Source organism: Nostoc sp., assembly GCF_036917655.1.
Classification (GTDB): Bacteria; Cyanobacteriota; Cyanobacteriia; order Cyanobacteriales; family Nostocaceae; genus Nostoc.
In genome coordinates this window covers 12,110-34,399 of record NZ_JBALCY010000012.1, presented here as the reverse complement: position 1 = coordinate 34,399, position 22,290 = coordinate 12,110, and the positions used below count along the sequence as shown (strand labels likewise).

Below are 22,290 nucleotides of genomic sequence, written 5' to 3'. Positions count from 1 at the left end.
AAGATATAGCCCTTACCCTGACGGGTTCCCAGCCTCTAGGCTGCGAACCCATTCTGGGAGGCTCCGCCTCCAGTAGCTTGACCAGAGGCAGAGCCTCTTTGAATACATTCCCAGCCTCCAGGCTGGGAACGAGGCGACACAAGCCTTTGGGCTTTTCTTAGTGCCATTCGTCTCAGACTGGGAATGCCTAATGGGGGGGCTGCCGCCTCAAGACTTGCGGCACTGCAATGAAAAAGCATTTACAGCCAGAGGCTGTAAACGAGGTTTTAAAAGGGTTTGCGCTTAAGTTGACACCAATGGCGAGATGCCCACGCTTAATTAAAGTCTGGCAAGATAGCCACCTGATAAGATTGGATAATTTATTTCTTGGAAATCCTTAAGCTTTAACCTTAGCTTTTGACCAAACACCATTTTCATCTTCATCATATTGCTGATGAACAGACTCCCAAGCAGCTTGTTCAGCTGTGAACTCGTCATTTTTCTCATTGAAGACAGTATTATAGCGCTCAATGAATGTACTCTGAGCTTCATTAGAAAGATGAGCGCGAACCTCAGGAGACAAGTCCTCTGGACTGTTGCACTGTCCAGGACAAGGGCGAGCAAAAGTTTTTTCAATCGTGTGAATTTCTTCGGCACCAGCACTTTCCAGCAGCAATTGAAATTCGCCAGCGCGATCGCTCGGAACTTCTGCCATCAATAAGAATTCGCCAGCCTGTAAGCGGGTTTGGTAGATAGTCGCTTTATCTTCTGGCATCCCCAAAGTAGTTAGAACCGATACTAGACCGGCACCTGCACTACCTGCGATCGCTCCACTGGCAGCCCCCAACAACACTGCACCTATAGGCCCTGCTGCTACAATTGAGCCGACAAAAGGAATAAACAATACGCCTACACCCGTGAGCAAGCTGAGGAAGGAACCAAACAAGGAACCAAAAACTGCTCCTGTTCTCAAACCTCCGAGAATCACATCTTTTTTACTAATAAAGCCAGCGATTCTCGTTTCCGACTGGAAGTTTCTCCCCATAACCGAAATATGATCTCTAGGCACACCCCTGTCTAGTAAACGTCGAATCACATCATCAATTTGCTTCTGTTCTTTGAATACAGCAGAGATAGTCCTTTCTGCTTTATATACTTCTGGCACTTAAATACTCCTTATATTATGTTGTTTTTGCAATGAAGATGGTGAATAGGTAGATGCAGGCAGATTAATCCTTTCACACCAATTGAGGGAGGAATTAATCCCCCCTCAACTGGTTTGACTAGTCAGCCATCCTCAACTGGTCAATCAATTTTGGATTTTGAATCTTCAATCCAAAATCCAAAATTTAAAATCTAAAATTCGGTGACGTTATGAGCTACACACCTACAGGAGTCTTAGCCCCTGCTGCTGGCTGTTTGCCATCTGGGTCTAATGCTTCCCCTTCAATAAATGAACGCAGCATCCAACCTATCTGCTCATGCTGTTCCAGCAGTCCAGTTAAAAAGTCAGCAGTTCCCTGATCGTGGAACTTTTCACCAGACTGATCAACATGGTCTCTCAAGTTACGAATAACCTGCTCGTGATCATGGACTAGATTAGCTACCATCCCTGTTGCTGTGGGAACATTACCAGCATGTTCCTTGAGGGTAGCAAGCTTGAGAAATCCTTCCAATGTCCCAACTGGGAAACCGCCCAAAGTACGAACCCGCTCTGCCAAGGCATCAATATTCAGAGTCAGCTTTTGGTAGTGTTCTTCCCACAGCTGGTGCAAAGAGCGGAACTGAGGACCAACGACATCCCAGTGATACTTTTTGGTTTTCACCAACAGTAGATAGGCATCTGCCAAATCTTGATTCAACAGATTAATTACACCTTGACGTTGTTCTTCTGTCAAACCAATGTTTATCGCACGCATTGTTTTCCATCCCTAAGCAAACTTATTTACTATCTTCTCAAATTTCATATACATTCCACATCAACCAAAGGAAATATTGTCAGCTGAAATTAATGACTATATTCAGCATTCTGTCTATGCCTTAATAGGTAGTATTAAGCCAAGAATCTAATAATTAGCAAACTTTATTGATTTTTAAGATCCAAAAATAAAAATATTAAATATAATAATAGTTAATCAAAACATCTGTCATGAAAACTATCTAAACGCAGGTTCCCCAAAAATACTCAGTGTGAACATAATTGTATAGTTGATTTAATTTGCCATATTAACACTAGTAATGGGTAACTGCTTTTACGCAATCACCCATTACTACCGAAAAATTAGCAACGGATTAATTTTGTTACCTACCTGTAACTTTCTCTAACACATTCTTTATATTTTCTTCCACAGAGGTTGAACCCTGTGAATTTTCGGGACGCTTCTGCTTGTCAATATCAGCATCTCCCTGAACCTCATTGAGTCCTTTGTTTGACTCTTTTTGAACCTTTTCCAATCCAGCTGGTGGTTCTTTAGCAGCTTCGTCAGTTTTGCGCTGAATGTCAAGTAATTGTGTAGTACCTTCGGTAGGGTCACTTTGGTAGCTATCGATCGCAAAAGCAGGAAAAGCATTAGATAACAGTAGTAAGGCGCAAGTAAAAGCTACAACTAGAAAACGTACTGGACTTAAGATAGACAAAACAGAAGCAATAATTTTCATTTGAAATCCTCGATAACAGTTTTAACAACGCAGAACTTTCACTAAAAGAGCGGAAGCTGATAACTTTATTTGGCAAACTTGAGCAATAATAAAATTAACAAGCTACGCTTCAATCTGGAAGTTATTGAGAAACGAACCTGACGAAGAAATTGCCTTTGTATTTTTGTATCGGATTAGTCAGGTATAATAATCAAATACCACCTTAATTCTTTAGCAAAAGAATTACATTTCATACTGACATTCTTCTTTTCCGGTTCACTGTTTCTACTTTTACTCTGAAAACGCTAACGTCTGTATCAATCTCTAGAATGAACTTTTCTAAATCTTTAGTTGCATTAAAATCAGTCTCTAGATATATCGACTTAATATAGTTGTGGCAGCTTAATCGCTCTACTTTTGATGTTCAGTTAACTCGACTTTATCCAATCAAAGGACTTTGTTGACCATGCACCTTAGAGGCTATTTGTAAAGTATGAATTTATATAAAGATCCTCCCTGTTTAATGCAGGAAAATAAATCTTTTCTTTAAACTTGATAAGTCTGCCTTATTACCTCTTCTATTGAACTTAGACGATGGAACATTTCTATTAATTCGTGGGATCTTGTTTTTCGCTTCGCTAGCAGCACTTTTAGTGGTGTTAAATACTGAACATCGGGATCATCTTCTAAAGCAACTTCGGCTGCTTGCAAGACTTTTGTCACATTGCCAAAAATATCCTCGTTGTCAAATCCTTCTTTTGCAGAAAGTTGATGTAATGCGGCATCGGGTACAGTTGCTCTACCCAGTAAGGTTTCATCTAACACCAAACCTTTCAATAATGCCAGTAAAGCCGCATAGATAAAAAAATCATCACAACTATCACAAGCCTTAAATTCAATGCGTCCTACTTCAGCCGGAATGCGGGCGATTTTTGTCAAGGAAGGTATGCTATTAATCAGTTGTTCCTGTTCCTGAATAAAAACCAGGGCTGCTGGTCTTTTTCCGGTTCTGATAAACGTTCGTACCGATAGCCCATCCCATAAACCTCCGTTATAAAAAGGGGAACTATAACTAAAAGGGACGATATAGGGACTATAATAAGTTAACTTCCTGCCAATATCAATCACATTTTCAGTAGACAAATCTGCCACTGAAATATTTAAATCTGGGCCATATGTCACCATGTGAATATTAGCAGTTTGTTCATCAGGATCAGCCTCTAGCTGTCTGATTTCATAATCGTTTAATGGCGGTTGAGGCTCAAAAACCGGATTGTAGGGATTAAAACTGACCAAAACTGGTGATAAACCAAAGTTAGCAGCAACCTCACGTAGCAAGTTAAAACTTTCTGATAATTCAGTAATAGCGCCTTGAATATCAGAATGTATCGTTGTTCTAATTTCAATACCTTTGGCATGACAGTCTATCACCTTGTCGGAATCTGCAAATCTTTCAAATCCCTCAATGTACCATCTCTTCATCTTAATACCCGCATCCCCGACCCGCAGTTGAGGATAGTCACTGGGGTATGTGGGTAGCTTTTCAATAATTTGATTGAAATCAGCAAATTTTGTGTGGGAAAAATCAGCAAACTTTCCTTCATTGTTCAAGAAAGCAACTTCATGCTCAATGCCAAATAAAAACATTATGTATACCTTTATTGTTTATTGAAGTAGGTGTGTACCCAGTTGTGGAAAATAGTTCCTCGGAAAAAACAGCCGATATGAGAAGATTTTGCAGTAGTAAGTTGATCAACTTCGTAAGCGATCGCTGCAATCATCTCAGATGATTTAGAGTCTACTATAATTGGCTCTGCTGCCTAAAGCTCAAAACTTATAGCCCAGAGGGAAATTAGTAGTGTTTCTTGAATGACGCCGAGGTTAACTTTAGTTTTATTCATGAATACTTCTACAATACAGATTAAAAATACAGATTAAATCTTCCTTTTCAGTTTAAGTAGAAAAGATTCTCAAGATTACCTCAGATGGATTTTACCCCAAGACCGACTGTTGCGATTTGAAAAGTTCTCTTGTTTATGTCTCTATGCGGCGATGCCTACGGCTGGCTATTCGGCGTCGCGCTTTCTTGATTTTTCTGTGCTGCCCCCACTATCTTCATAGTCACTGGGTAGGGTAGCTTAGTATTGACTGAGGAAAGCTTGAGACGTGAGTTTATGACAAGTACCGTTCAATCCCCCTACAGCAGCGAACAGATTGCAGCTTGGTTGCGTGGACTGCTCACCATTGCTTGGGCAGATGGTAATTTTGATGCCCAAGAACAGGAATTAATTGCCAGCATCACCAAAGATGAATTAGCTCTTGGGATTAAATGGGACTCACTAGAGGTAATTACGCCAGAGGAATTAGCCGCAGTCTTGAGTAAAGGTACACCAGCAGCGGAAAATTTTTTAAGGACAGCGATCATGGTAGCGATCGCAGATGGTACTTATTCTCCCAGCGAAGATCAGGTTCTGCAACAGTTCTGCCAAGCCTTAGAACAGCCAGAGAATTTACTAGAAGCCCTTCGCCACACCCTAGAACACCCACAACAAGTTACCCCCATTATCCCCAGCCCTGGACTTACAAAGCGTCAAATTAATGCACTACACCCCCTGCGTGACTGGCTGGATAGGCTAGATATCCAAGACCCAAGAGTAGCCCGCTTTTTGTGTAAAATGATTCCCTCCCAGTGTCCCTTTGAGCGGGATGTCACCCTATTTGGACGCAAGGTTGTCCACATCCCGGCGATGTGTAAAATTAACCCATTGTATGAGCAACTGGTGGGCTTACGTTTCCGCGCCCTCTCCTATCTGGCAGATAAATGCGGTGAAGATGTTTCACCATATATTTAGTTAAAGTGAAGAGTGAGGAGCTATAATTTTAACTCCTAATTCCTAACTCCTCACTATTATTTAAGTATGCAATTTATCGACCAAGCAAAAATTGAAGTTGAAGCTGGTAAGGGCGGCGATGGTATTGTCGCCTTCCGGCGAGAGAAGTACGTGCCGACTGGTGGCCCCTCTGGTGGTAATGGGGGACGAGGCGGTTCGGTAATTTTCCTTGCCGATGAAAATCTGCAAACCTTGCTGGACTTCAGATATAACCATCGCTTTCAGGCAGAAAAAGGGACTCGTGGCGGGCCAAGTAACTGCACTGGAGCCGGAGGAAAGGATTTGATCATTGAAGTTCCCTGCGGTACGACCATTTATGATGCTGAAACTGGCGAATTGCTAGGGGATTTAATTGAGCCAAAGCAGACTTTGCGGATTGCCCAAGGTGGTAAAGGCGGATTAGGAAATCAGCATTTTTTGAGTAACCGTAACCGCGCCCCAGAATACGCTCTCCCAGGATTACCAGGAGAAATAAAGCAGTTGCGCCTGGAGTTGAAACTTTTGGCAGAAGTGGGGATTATTGGCTTACCAAATGCTGGTAAATCCACTCTAATTTCATCTTTATCAGCGGCACGTCCAAAAATTGCAGACTACCCCTTTACTACCCTGATCCCTAATTTGGGTGTAGTGCGGAAACCTACTGGCGATGGTACTGTTTTCGCCGACATTCCCGGACTAATTGCAGGAGCATCTCACGGGGCAGGGCTGGGACATGATTTCTTGCGCCACATCGAGCGCACGCGAGTACTACTTCACTTGATTGATGCCACTAGTGATGATGTGATTAGAGACTATAACACAATTAAGCAAGAATTACAAGCCTATGGACAAGGTTTAGCAGAACGTCCGCAAATTTTGGCGCTGAACAAAATTGATGCAGTTGATCGGGAAACTGTCGATTTGGAGGCGTTAGCTACCCAACTTAATCATCTTTCCTACGCCCCGGTTTTTGTGATTTCAGCAGTTACCCGCACCGGATTAGAGCCGATGTTACAGGAAATTTGGGGAATTCTCGACCAAATGAAGGTTCCTGAAGAAGTTGAGGTATTTAGCTGACGAAATAATTACGAATTATGTTGACGTATCCTGAATCAGGGGAATTTTAATCAAAAACTCAGCGCCTTTTCCTGGCTGCGAAATACATTCTAAAGAACCGCCATGTCTTTCTGTAATGATCTGGTAGCTGATGGCAAGTCCCATCCCCGTACCTTTGCCGATGGGCTTGGTGGTAAAGAAGGGGTCAAATAGTTGTTTTTTAACATCTTCTGCTATTCCCAATCCATTGTCGGCAATTCTAATTTTTACCTGATTTGGTTCCAGTAGTTGAGTGCAAATGCGAATTGTCAGAATTGGGAATTGGGCATTGGGCATTGGGAATTGGGAATTGGACATGGCTATTCTCCTTGTCCCCTTGTCTCCCTCATCCCCACTCCCCACTCTCTCTTCTAAAGCTTCGATCGCATTTGACAAAATATTCATGAATACTTGGTTTAGCTGCCCAGCGTAACATTCAACTAGCGGTAGTTTGCCGTATTCTTTGATTATTTCAATTGTCAGGCGTTGGTCATTACCCTTGAGGCGGCTTTGCAAAATCATCAGAGTACTGTCGATTCCTTCATGGATATCAACAGCTTTCATTTCGGCTTCATCCAAGCGCGAAAAAGTTCGCAAGGAAAGCACAATCTCCCGAATGCGGACTGCCCCAACGTTCATCGAGTTTAGTATTTGTGGCAAATCTGATTTCAAAAAGTCCAGTTCGATTAGTTCTGCAAAATCCTGAATTTCTGGCACAGCTTGGGGATAATGACTTTGGTAAAGTTGCAAAAGTGAAAGTAAATCTTGGGTGTATTCCTTGGCAGGGCTGAGGTTGCCATAGATAAAATTCACCGGGTTATTGATTTCGTGTGCCACTCCTGCAACTAGTTGACCTAAGCTGGACATCTTTTCACTTTGAATTAAGTGAGTCTGGGTGGATTGAAGTTCGCGGAGTGTTTCTTTGAGTTCTTGGGCTTGTTGTCGTAGTTGCGCTTCCGACTTTAGCAGGGCTTCCTTGGCTTGTTTACGTTCTGTGATGTCCCTAACGACAGCCACCCGACAGAAAGGCTCTCCTGTTTCAGGATGTTTAACAATAAACAGGCTGCAATCAGTGGGAAATTCTATGCCCGTTTGAAAATGCCTATAGCGAAACTCGCCTTGCCAGAAACCATGTTGAAAGATCAAAGGAGTAATTTGCTGGATGAATTCTGCAAAAGCTTCTGGTGAATAAAAATCAACCAAAGATTTGGTTTTGGCTGCTTCCAGGCTACTAAGTCCTACCATCTTGAGTCCGGCAGGGTTCACATGGAGAACTTGCCCTTCCATTGAAGCAATGCCAATAAAGTCGCTGCTGTTTTCAATCAATGCGACAAATTTTTGCTGTTCCTCTTCAGCTCGTTTGCGTTCTGTGATGTCTAACACCATTGAGGCAACGCCAACAATCTGGCCATCAGGAGCCACTAACGGGTTGTTATACCACTCACAGACCATCGTCCTGCCATCTTTAGTGACGTTCTCGTTGACACTGAAACTTCCTCCACGTTGGGTTAACAGGGCGGTGATAATCTCATTTACGTGTTTTCTGGCGTTTTCAGGTACTATGATCTCAAAATGATTGCCCAGCATTTCCTCTGTGGTGTATCCAAAGATTCTTTCTGCTGCCCGATTCCATGTCTCAATCTCAAAGTTAGTATTCCATTCAATAATGGCTAAAGGTGTTTGTTCAATCAGCAACACCAGTCTTTGCTGTGAAGCCCTGAGTTCTGCCTCTGCTTGCTTGTATTCGGTAATGTCGCGAAAATACCAAATCCTACCGTAATAGTCTTCTAAAGGTGATGGCTCACCACAAGCTCCTTGGTGTTTACACACGGGTGCAGAATAGCGCTCAAAAATCTTTCCAGACTTGAGGAAAATTTCATCACGGCTGCTTTCCTCTGGATACTGGTAAAGATACTCCACCTTAGCCAGAAATTCGTCTGGATTGATTAGTTGGTCTAATACCCATCCCAGGAGTTGGCGATCGTTACGTGTTTGGATCAGTGCCGCAGGAATTTGCCATAACTGGGAGAATTTCTGATTGGATGATGTAACTGTACGATTTTCATCAATAATCAGAATTCCGTCGATAGAAGCTTCTTGTTGAGCTTGTAGTACAGTATTAATGCGGTGTAAGTCTTTCTCTGCTTGCTGGCGGAAGCGAAGCTCGTCGTAGACATCGCGCAGTGTGCCAGTCACACCCAGAACTTTTCCGGCTTCATTCTGTAAAATGATGTCTCGAATACTACCCACCAGAAATTTATTACCAGTCTCATCCTCAAAGCAAGACTTTTTTGTAGAGATGAGATGGGTTATACCCTGAGCATCGGTAAAAAGATCCTGGTTCTCATTAATAATATTTGTGGTGAAAACCAGTTCATCTTTTTGCCGGAACACATCAGCTTCTGCTTGAGGAAAAAAATCATAGTCTGATTTGCCAATTAATTCTTCTCGGCTATGACCTACGAAATCACAGTAGGTATCGTTAAGTAATACCCAGCGATGTTCACGATCTTTGATAAAAATTGGGTCAGATATGCCATTGATCATCTGATGCAGAAATGCCGGGGAGAAGTTTTGCTGCTGCGTGTTTTGTTTTTGCGCGGGGTTATCTATGAATCTAGGCTGGTTCATACCGGAATTTATCTCTAAAATTGAGCAATAAAGAAACCTCTCCTTGGTTTTACTACGCAAAACCGTCCCTCTCCGAGTCGGAGAAGGACGGTTTTGAACGAAAGTTCAAGGCAAGGAGAGGTTTGTCGAACTCACGTTTATTTATGCTCCGTGTGTGTCAGCATGATTAGTATTTATTATTCCCAGACTAAATATGGATGCAACAAGCAAACCAATCTCTAACTTTTAGTGTTTTCAGGGGACTGGGGACTAGGAAACTGCGGGAACAAAGAGGCACTAGCGATCGCATTGATCAACTGTGGCGTGGTTTTGTTAAGTAGCGTAATTTATACAAAAGCTTAAAAGCCTTGCTTACTGGTAAAAAAACGGAGTTAAACTAAAACCACCAGAAAAACTCTCAAAGCAAGGTAAAGTAAACTTCTTAGCCAATTTTTCGTTAAGCTGCTACTCATTTGCTATTCAAAAATCTGGGCATTCAAAATCGACTATTTCGGGGTGACAGTAATACTTTAGTTCCATTCGTCAATCTTGAGGCGCTCAAGAGGCGACTGCGGCATCAGCCCAGCGTTGTTGATTATCACATCGATACGCCCATAGTTCTGCACGGCGGTATCGACCAGTCTCTTCACCTGGGAACAGTGGGTGACATCTGTAGTTACGGCGAGTGCCTTACCGCCGCTGCCGATCAACTCGTCCGCTAACGACTGGAGGCGGTCGGTGCGCGGCGCACCCAGCACAACGCTCGCGCAGGGCGCGGAGAGAAGCCAAGCGGTTACTTCGCCCAGTCCGCTGCTCGCACCCGTGATGACGACAACTTTTCCTTCGATGTTATTGCTTATAAAATCTCCTTCACTTGGTCTTCTCTGAGTTGCCTTGCTTAGTGAACTAGGAATGCAACCAGAGCAGGACTTACGCAAAAAAGTTCTGAAGTAGGGGTAATTCATGAATTACCCCTACGACAAATCAGGTTTTTGAGACAATTTTGCGTAAGTCCTACAGAGAAAACATTTTTTGCCGCTTAACGACCGGTCATTTGCTCCAGCTTTTCGGGATACCTAGCCCCTTGCACCGTGATCTTGGAGGCCGCATCATCGATGTCATGCAGATCGTCGGGCGTGAGTTCGACTGAGACTGCCCCGATGTTTTCGTCCAAGCGATGCAGCTTCGTGGTACCTGGGATCGGAACAATCCACGGTTTCTGGGCCAGCAGCCAGGCGATCGCGATCTGAGCAGGGGTCGCCTGCTTCCGTTCTGCGATGCTGCCAAGCAGATCAATCAAGGCTTGATTGGCCTTGAGAGCCTCCGGCGTGAAGCGAGGTAGGGTGCTGCGGAAGTCCGAGCTGTCGAAGGTCGTGCTTTCGTCCATCTTGCCAGTGAGAAAGCCCTTACCCAGCGGGCTGTACGGGACAAAGCCGATTCCGAGTTCCTCAAGGGTCGGTATCACTTCCTTCTCAGGAGTCCTCGTCCACAGCGAGTATTCGCTCTGGAGAGCAGTGATTGGCTGGACAGCGTGCGCGCGACGGATCGTTTGCACTCCTGCTTCAGAGAGTCCAAAGTGCTTAACCTTACCTTCCCGAATCAGATCCTTCACGGCTCCTGCCACGTCTTCGATCGGCACGTTCGGGTCAACCCGGTGCTGATAAAGTAGGTCGATTGTCTCAATCTTGAGTCGCTTGAGCGAGCCTTCCACGACCTGCTTGATATGCTCCGGTCGGCTATTCAGTCCTGGTGAACCCTTCATGCCACGGGGATCAGAATTAGGACTCAGGTCGAATCCGAATTTGGTGGCGATGATCACTTGCCCGCGGAAAGGAGCGAGGGCTTCACCCACAAGCTCTTCGTTTGTGAACGGGCCGTAGACCTCGGCGGTGTCAAAGAATGTAACGCCGCGTTCGACGGCGGCCCCCAGAAGAGCGATCATCTCCTGCGTGTCTTTGGGCGGGCCATAGGAAAAGCTCATTCCCATGCAGCCAAGTCCAATTGCCGAGACTTCCAAATTACTGTTTCCAAGTTTGCGTTTTTGCATTGTGACTCCTTCGAGGTTCCAACTCGGTTATTCAGATTTAAGTGATGCCATATCAATCACGAAGCGATACTTCACATCAGACTTGAGCAGTCGCTCGTAGGCTTCGTTGACCTTCTGGATGGGGATAACTTCGACATCGGCGGTGATGTTGTTCTCACTGCAAAAGTCAAGCATCTCCTGGGTTTCGGCGATGCCGCCAATGTTAGAGCCGGAGAGACTGCGACGGGCCATGATCAGGCTGAATGCCGAGACATCTAGGGGTTTTTCGGGTGCGCCGACAAGGGTGATGTTCCCGTCGAGGCGGAGCAGGTTGAGATAGGCGTTGATGTCGTGCTTGGCGGAGACGGTATCGAGAATGAAATCGAAGCTGCCAGCGTGCTTTTGCATTTCGTCGGTGTTGCGGGAGACAACGACTTCATCAGCACCGAGGCGGAGCGCGTCTTCCTTCTTGTCGGGCGAAGTGGTGAAGACGACGACATGGGCACCGAATGCATGGGCGAACTTCACGCCCATGTGTCCCAGCCCACCGAGACCAACCACGCCGACCTTCTTGCCCTTGGTGACACCCCAGTGGCGCAGGGGCGAGTAGGTTGTGATTCCAGCGCAGAGGAGCGGTGCGACTCCAGCGAGATCGAGGTGGTCGGGGACGCGCAGAACGAAGCGTTCATCGACGACAATGCTATCGGAGTACCCACCGTATGTAACACCGCCAAGGTGCTTGTCTGGGGAGTTGAAGGTAAGGGTCTGGTTCGAGCAGAAGTTCTCAAGCCCAGCTTTGCAATTCGGGCACGTCCCATCGGAGTCCACCAGGCAGCCAACTGCGGCGATCTCGCCGGGCTTGTACTTGGTAACTGCCGAGCCGACCTTGGTGACACGGCCCACGATCTCATGACCGGGGACAATTGGGTAGACAGTGGACATGATGCTGCTCCACTCGTTACGCACCGAATGGAGGTCAGAGTGGCAGATGCCGCAGAATAGGATTTCAATCTGCACGTCGTGTTCAGTTGGTGAGCGACGCTTGATTTTGGTGGAGGACAGCGGTGATGTTGCACTGGCTGCGGAATAAGCTTTTGTGTTGTACATGAATTTATCTTCCTATATGCAAAATTGATTTGGTTTACGAAGAAACCTGAGAATGCCTCACCCGCGAAGCCGCCGATTACTTTTATTCGCTCCTTCAACCGGGAAAGCAGTGATTTTAAGTATTAAGTTTCCTGCCCCCTGCCCCCTGCCTCTTTTGACCATGCGTAGACAAATCGAACACCATTAATTACTGTCCCTCACGCGTCACTTCGTTCAAGCATTTCAAGGCGTTCAGTGTTCGGGGATATCCAACCCAGGGCAACAATTGTGTAATCAAACACAGTAGTCTTTCCCTGTCGTTTCCAATATTCAGATTGCCTTGAATGTGTCCTTTTATCTGCGATTCAACCCCACCCAAGGCGATGAGGATGGAAAGTGTTGCCAGCTCCCTGATTTTTATGTCCAGACCGTTTCGGGTATAATAGTCACCAAAGCAGTTGGCGGAAAGAAACCTTTGAATGTGCAGTTGGTCTTTCGGCGATCGCTCATACATTTGATCGATCGTCTCACCGAATATAGCTTTCTGTACTGCCAACCCCTTATCATAGCGTGTTTCCGGACTGGTGGTCGATTGCGCGTCCAAAGGTAATTGAATGCCCCTACTAGACAGCACTTCATTAGTGGCATGAATAAAGTCAAATCCTTTTGCCATACCCACGTAAGGCACCGCCTGATACACAATCTCTTTGATTTCAACGGGCGTTACTCCGACATTGAGCGCTGCGCCCACCATTACTTTGAATTCGCTCAAAGCCTGACTGCCAATAATAGACGCTAGAATGAGCATGACTCTTGTCTTTGTATCCATGTTGCCATGAGCAAGAACCTCGTCGAAGGCGAAGTTATCAAAGAACTCGATCAACTCGGGATCACTTATTTTCAGCGTTGATTTGTGGTTGGGAAACAGTTCTTCGTGATTCCGGTGTGCTGTTTGAGTAATCCTCAACGGGCGGTCAGCTGTGTTTGTCTGGGATTCATTTGTCATGCGATCCTTCCTCTTCTAATCGTAATTCTGAGGCGAGTGACTCCTTTTAAAGTCCCGTTCTCTTTTCCAACTCTTCTGGAAAGCGATCGCCTTCAACTTCAATTCGGTTCAATGCCTCATCGATATTCTTCAATTCGTTTTGCGTGATCTCGATGTTCGCTGCGCCAATGTTCTCTTTCAATCGATGCAGCTTCGTCGTACCTGGAATAGGTACAATCCAGGGCTTTTGTGCCAGTAGCCAAGCAAGCGCTATTTGTGCTGCTGTGGCTTTCTTCTCTTGGGCCACTTTTTTCAATAGGTCTACCAGGTCTTGATTGGCCTCAAGGGCTTCAGGAGTAAAACGGGGAACAATGCTGCGGAAATCGGATTTGTCAAATTTTGCGTCTTTACCAAAATAATGGGTCTAAAGCCCCGCTATCAGGGGCGGCTTTTGGTACAATAGCGATAGTGGAAAAGGTAATCAACCACTCAAAAAACCTTGTTGTCGAAAGACTTTTCTGTTCCTTGAAAATTGAATCTATGCGGATAAAGCTGCATTTTTCTAGACTCCACCTCGCAGTAGGTAAAAGATTCAGAGGAGCTAGGGCGTTCAGCATTTTGGGGGAATTATCTCCAAATCTAAACAGAACTCGCGGCAGAGCGAATAGGGTAGGGCATACCCGAATTAACGCTTGGGGAGAATCCCACCTCTGAGTTAGATGACGCAAGGACTCTATGTCCTACCCACAATCAGGTCTGGTATTGTTCACATCCACATCCTCCGGGTGGCTCATGGCGAAGGCGACTGCCCCGAACATCACTACACCGTTTGACCGCCATCGATGACCAGGGCGTGCCCGACGACGAAGGAGGACGCATCCGAACACAGCCAGACGACGGCATTGGCGATCTCTTCGGGCTGTCCCATCCTTCCAATCGGCTCCTCTGAGACCACCTTTTGCCGGCCTTCGGGAGTGCCGCCGGTGAAGCGATCCATCATCGATGTGTCAATGTAACCGGGGGCAACGGCGTTGACGCGGATGTTCTGCGAGGCGTAGTCGAGAGCCGCCGACTTGGTGAGTCCGATCACGCCGTGTTTTGCGGCGGTGTATGCGGCTCCGCCCTTGATGCCTATAACGCCGGCGCCCGATGATGTGTTCACGATTGCGCCGCCGCCTTGCTTAAGTAGCAGCGGGATTTCATACTTCATGCACAGAAAAACGCCGCGCAGGTCGATGTCTACGATCCGATCCCACTCTTCCTCTTCAATTTCCGCTGTTGCTGCATTCTTCTGCTCCACACCGGCGTTGTTAAAGGCAAAGTCCAGCCGCCCGAAGGTCTCGATGGTCTTGTCCAGAGCCGCCTTCACATCCTTAGCTTGCGCCACGTCGCACGTGACGGTGAGCACTTGTCCGCCGAGTTCTTCGATCATACGAGCCGTTTCTTGATTGCCCTGTTCTGAAATGTCAGCGACCACCACATTAGCGCCCTCACGTGCAAATGCCAGCGCCGTAGCTCGACCGATGCCGTTCGCTGCTCCGGTCACAAACGCAACCTTTCCTGTGTAGTATCCATTGTCGTTCGTTGTCATTTTTTACTCCTTGTGTTGCTTATTCGGAAAGTCTTTATCAGAATTTCCATGATCTATTGCTGTGTAGTGGAGCCAAGGACGTGCATCTCAACTCCCAAAAATTTCGGATACGGCGATCAGTGGCGATATTGTTCGTCGCTGACCTTTTCCATCCAGTCCACGGGCTTCCCGTCGAGCCATTCCTGAATGGCGATGTGCGTCATGGCTGTGGTTGCTGTGGCACCGTGCCAATGCTTCTCACCTGGCGAGATCCAGATCGCGTCCCCCGGTCGTATTTCCTCCCTTGGAGTACCCCATCGCTGCACCCAGCCGCAACCTGCCGTAACGATCAGGGTCTGTCCCAACGGGTGGGTGTGCCATGCTGTCCGAGCGCCGGGTTCAAACGTGACACTGGCGCCAGACGCGCGTGCCGGATCGTGCGCCTCGAACAGGGGGTCAATGCGGACAGTGCCAGTAAAATACTCGGCTGGCCCTTTGGTGGAAGGCTGTGAGCCACTTCTTTTGATGTCCATTTGCTTAATTCCTTCACTTGATGCCATTTGGGTTGCTAGCCCATCCCTACAGATAGAGCAAGCATAAGTGCTCTATCTGTAGGGATGGATTTTATTAAGTAACAAGGTTAGCCTTGATGACATTTTGGTTGTCAGTAGGCGAGTCTGTTGCCCAATCAAAACTGAGTTTTTTCTTAAATAAAAATCTAGAATGCTTACTAGAAGCCGGAATCACTTTTCATTGCTTTAGCTTCATTCTAAGGATTCTCAGGGGCAAGCAATATAACGATCGTCTAAGATTGTTGTACAATTCTGCAAACTTAGAAATGAACGCTGTCAAAATAATTGAAAAGTCCGATATGGATTTAATGAACGACCCGCAGGCAAAACGTGAGGCAGACAGAGCGCAAGCTAACAGAGACGAACTGACTGAGCGCATCTCACAGGCTATCCGTAATGATGGGACAATTGAGCCACTGAAAGGATTACACTTTAACCGCTCCTCCTCGCCTGCGGAATGCGTTCATGGTATCTCTGTCCCTGCCTTTTGTGTAATTGCTCAAGGCAGCAAAGAAGTCCTTCTGGGCAGCGATCGCTATCAGTACGACCCAATGCATTATCTGCTTGCTACGGTCGAACTGCCGATTGTGAGTCAAATTCTGGAAGCGTCCAAGGAGCAGCCGTACCTTAGCCTTCGCCTCGATCTTGACCCCATCCTTGTCGGTTCAGTCATGGTCGAAGCGGGCTATCCCTCACCACAAAGGGGTACCAATGTAAAAGCGATAGACGTGAGTCCATTGGATGCGCCTCTGCTGGATGCTGTAGTCCGGCTCGTTAGGCTTCTTTGTGCCCCCGCCGAAGCTGGGGTTCTGATGCCACTGGTAACACGGGAAATCATTTACCGACTCCTGATGGGGGAGCAAAGTAGTCGGCTCTGTCATATTGCAGTTCTGAGTGGCTACACCCACTACATCGCTCTTGCCGTCGAGCGACTTCGTAAAGACTTTAAGGAGCCACTTCGGATTGAAACCATCGCACGAGAGCTTGGAATGAGTGTCTCAGGCTTCCACCATCACTTTAAATCTGTCACTGCAATGAGTCCCTTGCAGTTCCAGAAGCAACTGCGGCTCCAAGAGGCTCGCCGTCTGATGCTGGGGCAAAACCTTGACGCTACCAGTGCTGCTTACCGTGTAGGTTATGATGATGCCTCGCACTTCAACAGGGAGTACAAGCGGCTCTTTGGTGCACCACCGATACGCGATGTGGAGCGGCTGCGAGAAGCTGTTAGGTAGACTCCTAGTTCAATATGATCTCCTCAAGATGTCCTAATCGTGCAGAAATCGTTTCCACGCAAACATCCTTTAACGTGGGCACTTCAGGAATACGGCAGATTGATCAAGACAGTTCATATTCTGCGTTGGTATGCCGATGAGATCAATCGCCGCAGGCACAATCGCCAGATCAACAAAGGGGAAGCGCAAACTTCCCTTGAATATCCCGTTTCAGCATCAACCTTCCCATGTAATACACCGTTAGTTTAGCCCTAACCATGTATTACATGGAAGATGTATTCTACTTTGATTCTGATTTTTGAAGCATATCTTGAGGTAAAAGTTTATTTTATAATTCAAATCACAATATTGTTCTAAAGTTCTTGGCATAATTCCCTTTTTATCACATTTCCTGCCCAGTGGATGCAGTAGAGAATCCACAGGGTAGGAAATGAGTAGCATTTGAGTAGCGCGATTACTGCTTGCGATCGCTGAAAATCTCGGTAAAGATAGAGTTATTGAGTAGCAGATGAGTAAGCAGGATTGATGTAAATCCTTACAATGCTTGCTGTATCGTTAAATTCGCAGATTAAACTAGAATTACAGGGTAACAATCAGGGGAATATTATGATGAGCGATCGCGACTACACATTAATCATTGACAAAAGCGGTAGTATGTCCACACCCGACCAAGTAGGTGGTAGAAGTAGATGGGAGATAGCCCAAGAGTCTACTCTCGCTTTGGCAAGAAAGGCCGAACAGTTTGACCCCGATGGCATCACTGTTTATGTGTTTTCCGGTAGATTTAAACGCTACGATGATGTCACCTCAGCCAAAGTCGCACAGATATTTCTCGAAAATGACCCTTCTGGAACGACAAACTTAGCAGGTGTGCTTCAGGATGCCCTCAATAACTACTTTCAACGTAAAGCTGCCGGTAAAAGCAAGCCAAATGGAGAGACAATTTTAGTCATCACCGATGGTGAACCAGACGATCGCAAAGCTGTATTTGAAGTCATCATTCATGCTACTCGCCAGATGGAACGTGATGAAGAATTAGGAATTTCGATTATTCAAGTAGGCTTAGACGCTCAAGCAACTAAGTTCCTCAAAGCTTTGGATGACCAGTTGCAAAGTGTCGGTGCTAAATTTGATATTTGCGATACTGTCACTTTAGATGACTTAGAAGAAATGAGCCTTGTAGATGTATTGACGAACGCAATAACTGACTAATGCATACATCAGCCCAAAGTCCAATAACTCTTAACTTTTAAATGGAGAATTGAATAATGCTAGAAAATCGTGACTATACCTTAATTATCGACAAAAGTGGCAGCATGGCAACCCAAGATCAAAAGGGTGGTAGAAGTAGATGGGTTGCGGCACAGGAATCTACTTTGGCTTTAGCTAGTAAGTGTGAGCAATTTGACCCAGATGGCATCACAATCTATGTATTTTCTGGTAAATTTAAGCGATACGAAAATGTCACATCCAGCATAGTATCGCAAATTTTTCGAGAAAATGACCCTTCTGGTACAACTGACTTAGCAGGTGTGTTGAAACACGCAACTGATGATTACCTTCAACGCAAAGCAGCCGGTCAAACAAAGCCAAATGGTGAAACAATTTTGGTAGTTACTGATGGTGAACCGGACGATCGCAAAGCAGTCATGAAGGTAATTATTGAAGCTTCTCGCCGCATAGATCGAGATGAAGAATTAGCCATTTCCTTTATTCAAGTCGGCACAGATGCACAAGCTACCCGCTTTCTCAAAGTCTTAGATGATGAACTTCAAAGTGCTGGTGCTAAGTTTGATATCTGTGACACCATTACTATGGAAGATATGGAAGATATGAGTCTATCGGAAGTGCTACTCAATGCCATTAACGACTAGCTATACTATTTATTAGGAATTGCAAAAATGGATTCCATTGATAAGCTGTTAGCTGAACTCCAAACTGAATACAAAGAAGTACAACCTGAACAGCAGCATTCAAAATCAGCCACAGCCAAATCCGGTATGCCACCATCGCCAAAATCGGCATCTTTCATGGATAATCTTTTGGCAGAAGTTCAGGCTGATTTTGCAGAAAAGGATGCTGCTCTTGAGTTAAAAAGACAGCAAGAATTAGAACAGGAAAGGATTCGACAAGAACAACTCAAAGCCAAACAACTAGAGGCTTTAAAAGTGCAGGCAAAAGAATGGTTAGCCAAAGTAGATCCACTTTCGTCCGAAGGACTTTGGTTTGAAAGCTTTGCTGAAAGTTACTCCTCAAAATTAGAGGCGGCAATTGAATATTTAAGAAGCAATGAATAAACAATTCAAAATTCAAAATTTAAAATTAAAGACCTCACAGATAAATCTGCCAACGGAAGTGGGCAAGAATAAATCAAACTATCTTACGCTATGTAAATTTAATTAAATTTGCTCGTAATAGTGGCTTTAGCCCGATTTTCAGGGCTGAAGCGGCTTACTAGAAACCTTTAATTATTCACGCCTACTTACTTAGCTCGAATTGAAAATTATAAATTATTATTCATTACCTATAATCAATATTGATGGTGATTTGTTTGAGCTAAATGTTGAATAGCCCATTCATGCATAGCATAGAGAATTGGTTGCAAAGTTTCTCCTAAAGGCGTTAGAGAATATTCTACCTTGGGTGGAATTTGGGCATACACTTCTCGATGAATAATGCCGTCTTCCTCCATTTCTCTGAGTTGTTGGGTCAGCATTTTTTGCGTAACTCCAGGTAAAGCCCGTTGCAACTCACCAAACCGTTTTACGCCAGTCATTAATTCTCTAATAATCAAAACTTTCCAGCGTCCACCAATCACCTTTAGGGTAGTTTCTACTTCACAAGTCAGCCTGTGATGGTTTTCTGCTTCAGCTTTCATAGTTTTTTTGTAGTGAGAATCTGACTCAGGTTTGCTGGGTAATACCGCTAGTTATCTGATTATTGCTTGTTTTAAGTCTTCCATAACTAAATATTTGGTGATTTTTCTTAACTAATTCTGGGAGTTTAAGTCCCCCACTTCTAAAAGCGGCAAGTTTTGTGGCGGGGTCTAAATCCCCGTTCCCCGTTACAAAACTTAATTACGTTAGCGCAGCGTTATACCAATTCACGAAAACCCTGATACATATAGATTTATCGTAAGGGCATGGCTAAAATAGTACATTAGATGTAGGTTGGGTTGAGCAACGCGAAACCCAACATTGATCGGAGTGTTGGGTTTCGTTCCTCAACCCAACCTACAAATTTTTTTGCAACAATTTAGGCTTGTAAGGCGTGGGCAAAAATTTGACCATGCCTAGTTTCATCTGATGCATGTTTTGCTAGTTTTTCGGCTAGCCATATATCGCCTTCGGCAGATGCGCGATCGCTAAGTGCAGATAAAAACGGTACAGAGCCAGATTCGGCGAAATAAAACCCCGCAAGGATGTTGGGGCGAGTTTTAGAATCACGAATTTGAGCAGCAGAGTAATAGGCAAAAGCACCTGAACCAGCTAGATGCAGAACGTGAGTCAAGAAGTTCATCAGGAATTCCCGCTGACAATTGGAAGGTTACAATTCTTATTATGTCAACGGTTAACAAATATATCTTTTCATTTTGCTAGTATCATCCCACAGAGGTAATGCAGGTAAGTTTGGATGGAGAAATTAACTAAACAAAGGTAAACGCTCTCCGTATATTGCTTTGAAGATTTACTATCTTAATTTTGAGTAGTAATTGAGTAGCAGCAAAATCAGAAATCTGGACATTCTGCATTTACAACCTGTGGATGGCAGTAGTACCTCAATACTGTTTCTACTGTGTCGCCTATCCACCTAGCGACCTTATCAGGGGAATTCCCTTTGGTGATTGCCCACGTTGCGAAAGTATGGCGTGTAGCGTATGGCTTGAGATAGTAAGGTAGCTTACCCTTGTTCACCAGGTCTTCTACTACCCCTGAATAGTGATATCCTCTGCTAGTCTGACCTTTCCAGATTTTTTGTAATGTCTGAGACGATAGAGCTTTGCCTAATCTGTCTGTAAAAATTAAAGTACTAGAGTCAGCATACGGTGGTCTAAGCTCTAGCAGTAAGTTCTGTAGTCGAGAGCCTTGTTTAGTAGGAAATACTCGTTTTACTCCGTTTTTCGTACTCTTTAATATGCGGTATGAATTGCAAGATTTATTTATACTTATTTGACAACAATCTTTTGAGATATCATGCCACGTGAGAGCAAAAGCCTCACCGAGCCGACACCCCGTCCAGAATAAAAATTTAATCAATGGTGCATAGTGAGAATATGTTGGATGATTCTCGAATACTTGGATAATCAAATCTCTCTGCCCCAGAGTGAACGCTCTATAGTCTTCACCAGTGGATTTTCTCTGAGGTTCTTTCATTTTCAAGTCTTCAAAAGGGTTGTCCGGCACGAGATGAGAGTTGGCAGCCCATTCACAGCATTGACTGTAGTGATTTACTAGCAGCCAAGCCATCAGTTTTGTAGTATTGTTAACAAGCCAATCTCTAATTTTGGGGGCTTCATCTAATGATTGAGTGGGAAGCCGTTTTGTGTACCGCAGCACAGATACATAACGGCTGAGGATGGTTGTCTGCTCAATCTGCGTTTCCTGGTAGTCGGTGAACTTGTTCCAGAGTTCCAGAAGGTTATATTCGTATTTTGGTTTTGGAGCGATCGCCGCCACTGCCACCGCCGGATTTTTCCCGCCTGCTCTAAAGCGATAGCTTTCCAGTGTTGGGTCAAACCGCTCCAGGGCGATATCGGTTGCGATCGCATCTCGCCGCGATCGCACTATCTCCCGGTTGCGCTTGCCGTCCTTAAGTCCTGTGGAAAGGAAAAACTGTTTAGAAAAGCCCCGAACTCGAAAGCGAAAAAATAGCTTTTGCGAGTCGGGGTCTTTGTGAATCCAATAGTCTTCGTCTTTCATCCTTCTGCGATGATATCTTCCAATTTTTCCAAGGCCTCAATCGCTTGCCGTAATGACGTATAGGCAACTTCCACGCAAGCTAAATTTTTATTCAGTTCAGCAGGAACATGCACAAGTCGCTGCTGAATTTTATACAATTGCTCAATATCTTTTCTGAGTTGCATATATTTTGTGGCTTTGTGAATTTAAGAATTTTAGTGTTTCATCATCCGCTATCGCAGCGAGGGCAGGTTTCACTAGTCATCTTCCTTCTCGAAATCAGAAGCATAAACCAATACATAAGGAGGGTAAAAGCCGTCACCCTGGTCAACTCTCTTGTCCCAAGGGTGTCTGTGGCTATTTAAAGGGACAGGTGGCATAAATCTCTCCCAGCATTCAGGAGAACTGCCATCTGTTTTTTTGCTGACATGACGCCAGGGACAAGCAAAAGTAATGTTCTCGTCGAGTGCCAAGTACTGAATCACCAGTAATCCTCCTTCTGGGTGTGGTTGGTAAGGCAAATTAACGGATTCCCACCAACCGCCAAGCCAATAATCCTCGCGGATACGTTCAATCCACTCGTCGTAGTTGTCTTGGATTGCGATCAAATGTTCGTCGTTCGAGAGATAATCCCCCGAAACTGCGGGGATATTTACTAGCAGCCCCACTCCCGGCATCCAACAAGGATCTACCCAGTAAGGCAATGTCCACGGATTAGCCAACTGCTGGC

At 45.2% G+C, this 22,290-nt stretch carries 24 protein-coding genes and 1 pseudogene; 8 read left to right on the top strand and 17 right to left on the bottom strand.

Translation table 11 applies throughout. The features are described from left to right. Positions 1 to 376: 376 nt before the first annotated feature. From V7K30_RS07235 to V7K30_RS07220, 4 genes are all read right to left on the bottom strand, one after another. The gene (locus V7K30_RS07235; protein ID WP_334998435.1) at positions 377 to 1,144 is read right to left on the bottom strand and encodes a ChaB family protein; all 768 of its coding nucleotides are present in this window, start codon (positions 1,142 to 1,144) and stop codon (positions 377 to 379) included. Positions 1,145 to 1,358: 214 nt separating this feature from the next. Continuing rightward, a complete protein-coding gene (locus V7K30_RS07230; protein ID WP_334998434.1) occupies positions 1,359 to 1,898 on the bottom strand; it encodes a Dps family protein in 540 nt (179 codons plus the stop codon). A gap of 382 nt (positions 1,899 to 2,280) precedes the next feature. Next, the gene (locus V7K30_RS07225; RefSeq protein ID WP_334998433.1) at positions 2,281 to 2,637 is read right to left on the bottom strand and encodes a hypothetical protein; all 357 of its coding nucleotides are present in this window, start codon (positions 2,635 to 2,637) and stop codon (positions 2,281 to 2,283) included. 525 nt (positions 2,638 to 3,162) lie between these two features. Beyond that, entirely contained in the window at positions 3,163 to 4,263 is a 1,101-nt protein-coding gene (locus V7K30_RS07220) for a glutamate-cysteine ligase family protein (protein ID WP_334998432.1), read from the bottom strand. Positions 4,264 to 4,790: 527 nt separating this feature from the next. On the opposite strand from V7K30_RS07220, the gene V7K30_RS07215 reads away from it, so the two are divergent. Further along, positions 4,791 to 5,468, top strand: coding sequence for a Mo-dependent nitrogenase C-terminal domain-containing protein (locus V7K30_RS07215; protein ID WP_334998431.1), 678 nt, complete (start codon positions 4,791 to 4,793; stop codon positions 5,466 to 5,468). A 66-nt stretch (positions 5,469 to 5,534) separates the two neighbouring features. Continuing rightward, positions 5,535 to 6,563 carry a GTPase ObgE gene (gene obgE, locus V7K30_RS07210; RefSeq protein ID WP_334998430.1) on the top strand — a complete coding sequence of 343 codons (1,029 nt, stop codon included), beginning with the start codon at positions 5,535 to 5,537 and terminating at the stop codon, positions 6,561 to 6,563. Positions 6,564 to 6,578: 15 nt separating this feature from the next. On the opposite strand, the gene V7K30_RS07205 is transcribed toward obgE, so the two are convergent. Next, positions 6,579 to 9,212 carry a PAS domain S-box protein gene (locus V7K30_RS07205; protein WP_334998429.1) on the bottom strand — a complete coding sequence of 878 codons (2,634 nt, stop codon included), beginning with the start codon at positions 9,210 to 9,212 and terminating at the stop codon, positions 6,579 to 6,581. Positions 9,213 to 9,409: 197 nt separating this feature from the next. Here V7K30_RS07205 and V7K30_RS07200 point away from each other — a divergent pair, with 197 nt between their 5' ends. Then, the gene (locus tag V7K30_RS07200) at positions 9,410 to 9,532 is read left to right on the top strand and encodes a hypothetical protein (RefSeq protein ID WP_334998428.1); all 123 of its coding nucleotides are present in this window, start codon (positions 9,410 to 9,412) and stop codon (positions 9,530 to 9,532) included. A gap of 189 nt (positions 9,533 to 9,721) precedes the next feature. Here the strand turns inward: V7K30_RS07200 and V7K30_RS07195 are convergent, their stop codons facing one another. The 7 genes from V7K30_RS07195 to V7K30_RS07165 all read right to left on the bottom strand — a co-directional run bounded on the left by V7K30_RS07195 (position 9,722) and on the right by V7K30_RS07165 (position 15,391). Further along, positions 9,722 to 10,156 (bottom strand): SDR family oxidoreductase, encoded by a 435-nt coding sequence (locus V7K30_RS07195; protein WP_334998427.1) that lies wholly within the window; start codon positions 10,154 to 10,156, stop codon positions 9,722 to 9,724. Between the two features lie 74 nt (positions 10,157 to 10,230). Continuing rightward, positions 10,231 to 11,238, bottom strand: a complete 1,008-nt coding sequence (locus V7K30_RS07190) for an aldo/keto reductase (protein ID WP_334998426.1) — start codon at positions 11,236 to 11,238, stop codon at positions 10,231 to 10,233. A gap of 27 nt (positions 11,239 to 11,265) precedes the next feature. After that, the gene (locus V7K30_RS07185) at positions 11,266 to 12,324 is read right to left on the bottom strand and encodes an NAD(P)-dependent alcohol dehydrogenase (RefSeq protein ID WP_334998425.1); all 1,059 of its coding nucleotides are present in this window, start codon (positions 12,322 to 12,324) and stop codon (positions 11,266 to 11,268) included. A 187-nt stretch (positions 12,325 to 12,511) separates the two neighbouring features. Continuing rightward, positions 12,512 to 13,309 (bottom strand): carboxymuconolactone decarboxylase family protein, encoded by a 798-nt coding sequence (locus tag V7K30_RS07180; protein WP_334998424.1) that lies wholly within the window; start codon positions 13,307 to 13,309, stop codon positions 12,512 to 12,514. A gap of 46 nt (positions 13,310 to 13,355) precedes the next feature. Beyond that, complete coding sequence (locus V7K30_RS07175; protein WP_334998463.1) at positions 13,356 to 13,661, bottom strand: aldo/keto reductase; 306 nt, start codon at positions 13,659 to 13,661, stop codon at positions 13,356 to 13,358. 447 nt (positions 13,662 to 14,108) lie between these two features. Then, the gene (locus tag V7K30_RS07170) at positions 14,109 to 14,879 is read right to left on the bottom strand and encodes an SDR family oxidoreductase (protein WP_334998423.1); all 771 of its coding nucleotides are present in this window, start codon (positions 14,877 to 14,879) and stop codon (positions 14,109 to 14,111) included. Positions 14,880 to 14,995: 116 nt separating this feature from the next. Further along, on the bottom strand, positions 14,996 to 15,391 hold the full coding sequence (locus V7K30_RS07165) for a (R)-mandelonitrile lyase (RefSeq protein WP_334998422.1): 396 nt from the start codon (positions 15,389 to 15,391) through the stop codon (positions 14,996 to 14,998). A 305-nt stretch (positions 15,392 to 15,696) separates the two neighbouring features. Here V7K30_RS07165 and V7K30_RS07160 point away from each other — a divergent pair, with 305 nt between their 5' ends. The 5 genes from V7K30_RS07160 to V7K30_RS07145 all read left to right on the top strand — a co-directional run bounded on the left by V7K30_RS07160 (position 15,697) and on the right by V7K30_RS07145 (position 18,959). Then, complete coding sequence (locus tag V7K30_RS07160; RefSeq protein ID WP_334998462.1) at positions 15,697 to 16,662, top strand: AraC family transcriptional regulator; 966 nt, start codon at positions 15,697 to 15,699, stop codon at positions 16,660 to 16,662. A gap of 39 nt (positions 16,663 to 16,701) precedes the next feature. Continuing rightward, complete coding sequence (locus V7K30_RS34185) at positions 16,702 to 16,911, top strand: Tn3 family transposase (RefSeq protein ID WP_442941048.1); 210 nt, start codon at positions 16,702 to 16,704, stop codon at positions 16,909 to 16,911. 357 nt (positions 16,912 to 17,268) lie between these two features. After that, positions 17,269 to 17,874, top strand: a complete 606-nt coding sequence (locus V7K30_RS07155) for a vWA domain-containing protein (RefSeq protein ID WP_334998461.1) — start codon at positions 17,269 to 17,271, stop codon at positions 17,872 to 17,874. 56 nt (positions 17,875 to 17,930) lie between these two features. Next, positions 17,931 to 18,536, top strand: coding sequence for a vWA domain-containing protein (locus V7K30_RS07150; protein WP_334998421.1), 606 nt, complete (start codon positions 17,931 to 17,933; stop codon positions 18,534 to 18,536). A gap of 27 nt (positions 18,537 to 18,563) precedes the next feature. Then, positions 18,564 to 18,959 carry a salt stress protein, Slr1339 family gene (locus V7K30_RS07145; RefSeq protein ID WP_334998420.1) on the top strand — a complete coding sequence of 132 codons (396 nt, stop codon included), beginning with the start codon at positions 18,564 to 18,566 and terminating at the stop codon, positions 18,957 to 18,959. A 233-nt stretch (positions 18,960 to 19,192) separates the two neighbouring features. On the opposite strand, the gene V7K30_RS07140 is transcribed toward V7K30_RS07145, so the two are convergent. From V7K30_RS07140 to V7K30_RS07120, 5 genes and pseudogenes are all read right to left on the bottom strand, one after another. Beyond that, complete coding sequence (locus V7K30_RS07140; protein WP_334998419.1) at positions 19,193 to 19,540, bottom strand: winged helix-turn-helix transcriptional regulator; 348 nt, start codon at positions 19,538 to 19,540, stop codon at positions 19,193 to 19,195. A 383-nt stretch (positions 19,541 to 19,923) separates the two neighbouring features. Next, a pseudogene (locus tag V7K30_RS07135) lies at positions 19,924 to 20,181 on the bottom strand (ferritin-like domain-containing protein); the annotation flags it as partial. Between the two features lie 209 nt (positions 20,182 to 20,390). Continuing rightward, positions 20,391 to 21,581: a tyrosine-type recombinase/integrase gene (locus tag V7K30_RS07130; RefSeq protein ID WP_334998418.1), complete on the bottom strand. Its 1,191-nt coding sequence runs from the start codon at positions 21,579 to 21,581 to the stop codon at positions 20,391 to 20,393. Then, a complete protein-coding gene (locus tag V7K30_RS07125) occupies positions 21,578 to 21,745 on the bottom strand; it encodes a hypothetical protein (RefSeq protein WP_334998417.1) in 168 nt (55 codons plus the stop codon). The genes V7K30_RS07130 and V7K30_RS07125 overlap by 4 nt, the downstream gene beginning before the upstream one ends. Positions 21,746 to 21,817: 72 nt before the next feature. Then, positions 21,818 to 22,282 carry a hypothetical protein gene (locus V7K30_RS07120; RefSeq protein WP_334998416.1) on the bottom strand — a complete coding sequence of 155 codons (465 nt, stop codon included), beginning with the start codon at positions 22,280 to 22,282 and terminating at the stop codon, positions 21,818 to 21,820. Positions 22,283 to 22,290 lie beyond the last annotated feature (8 nt).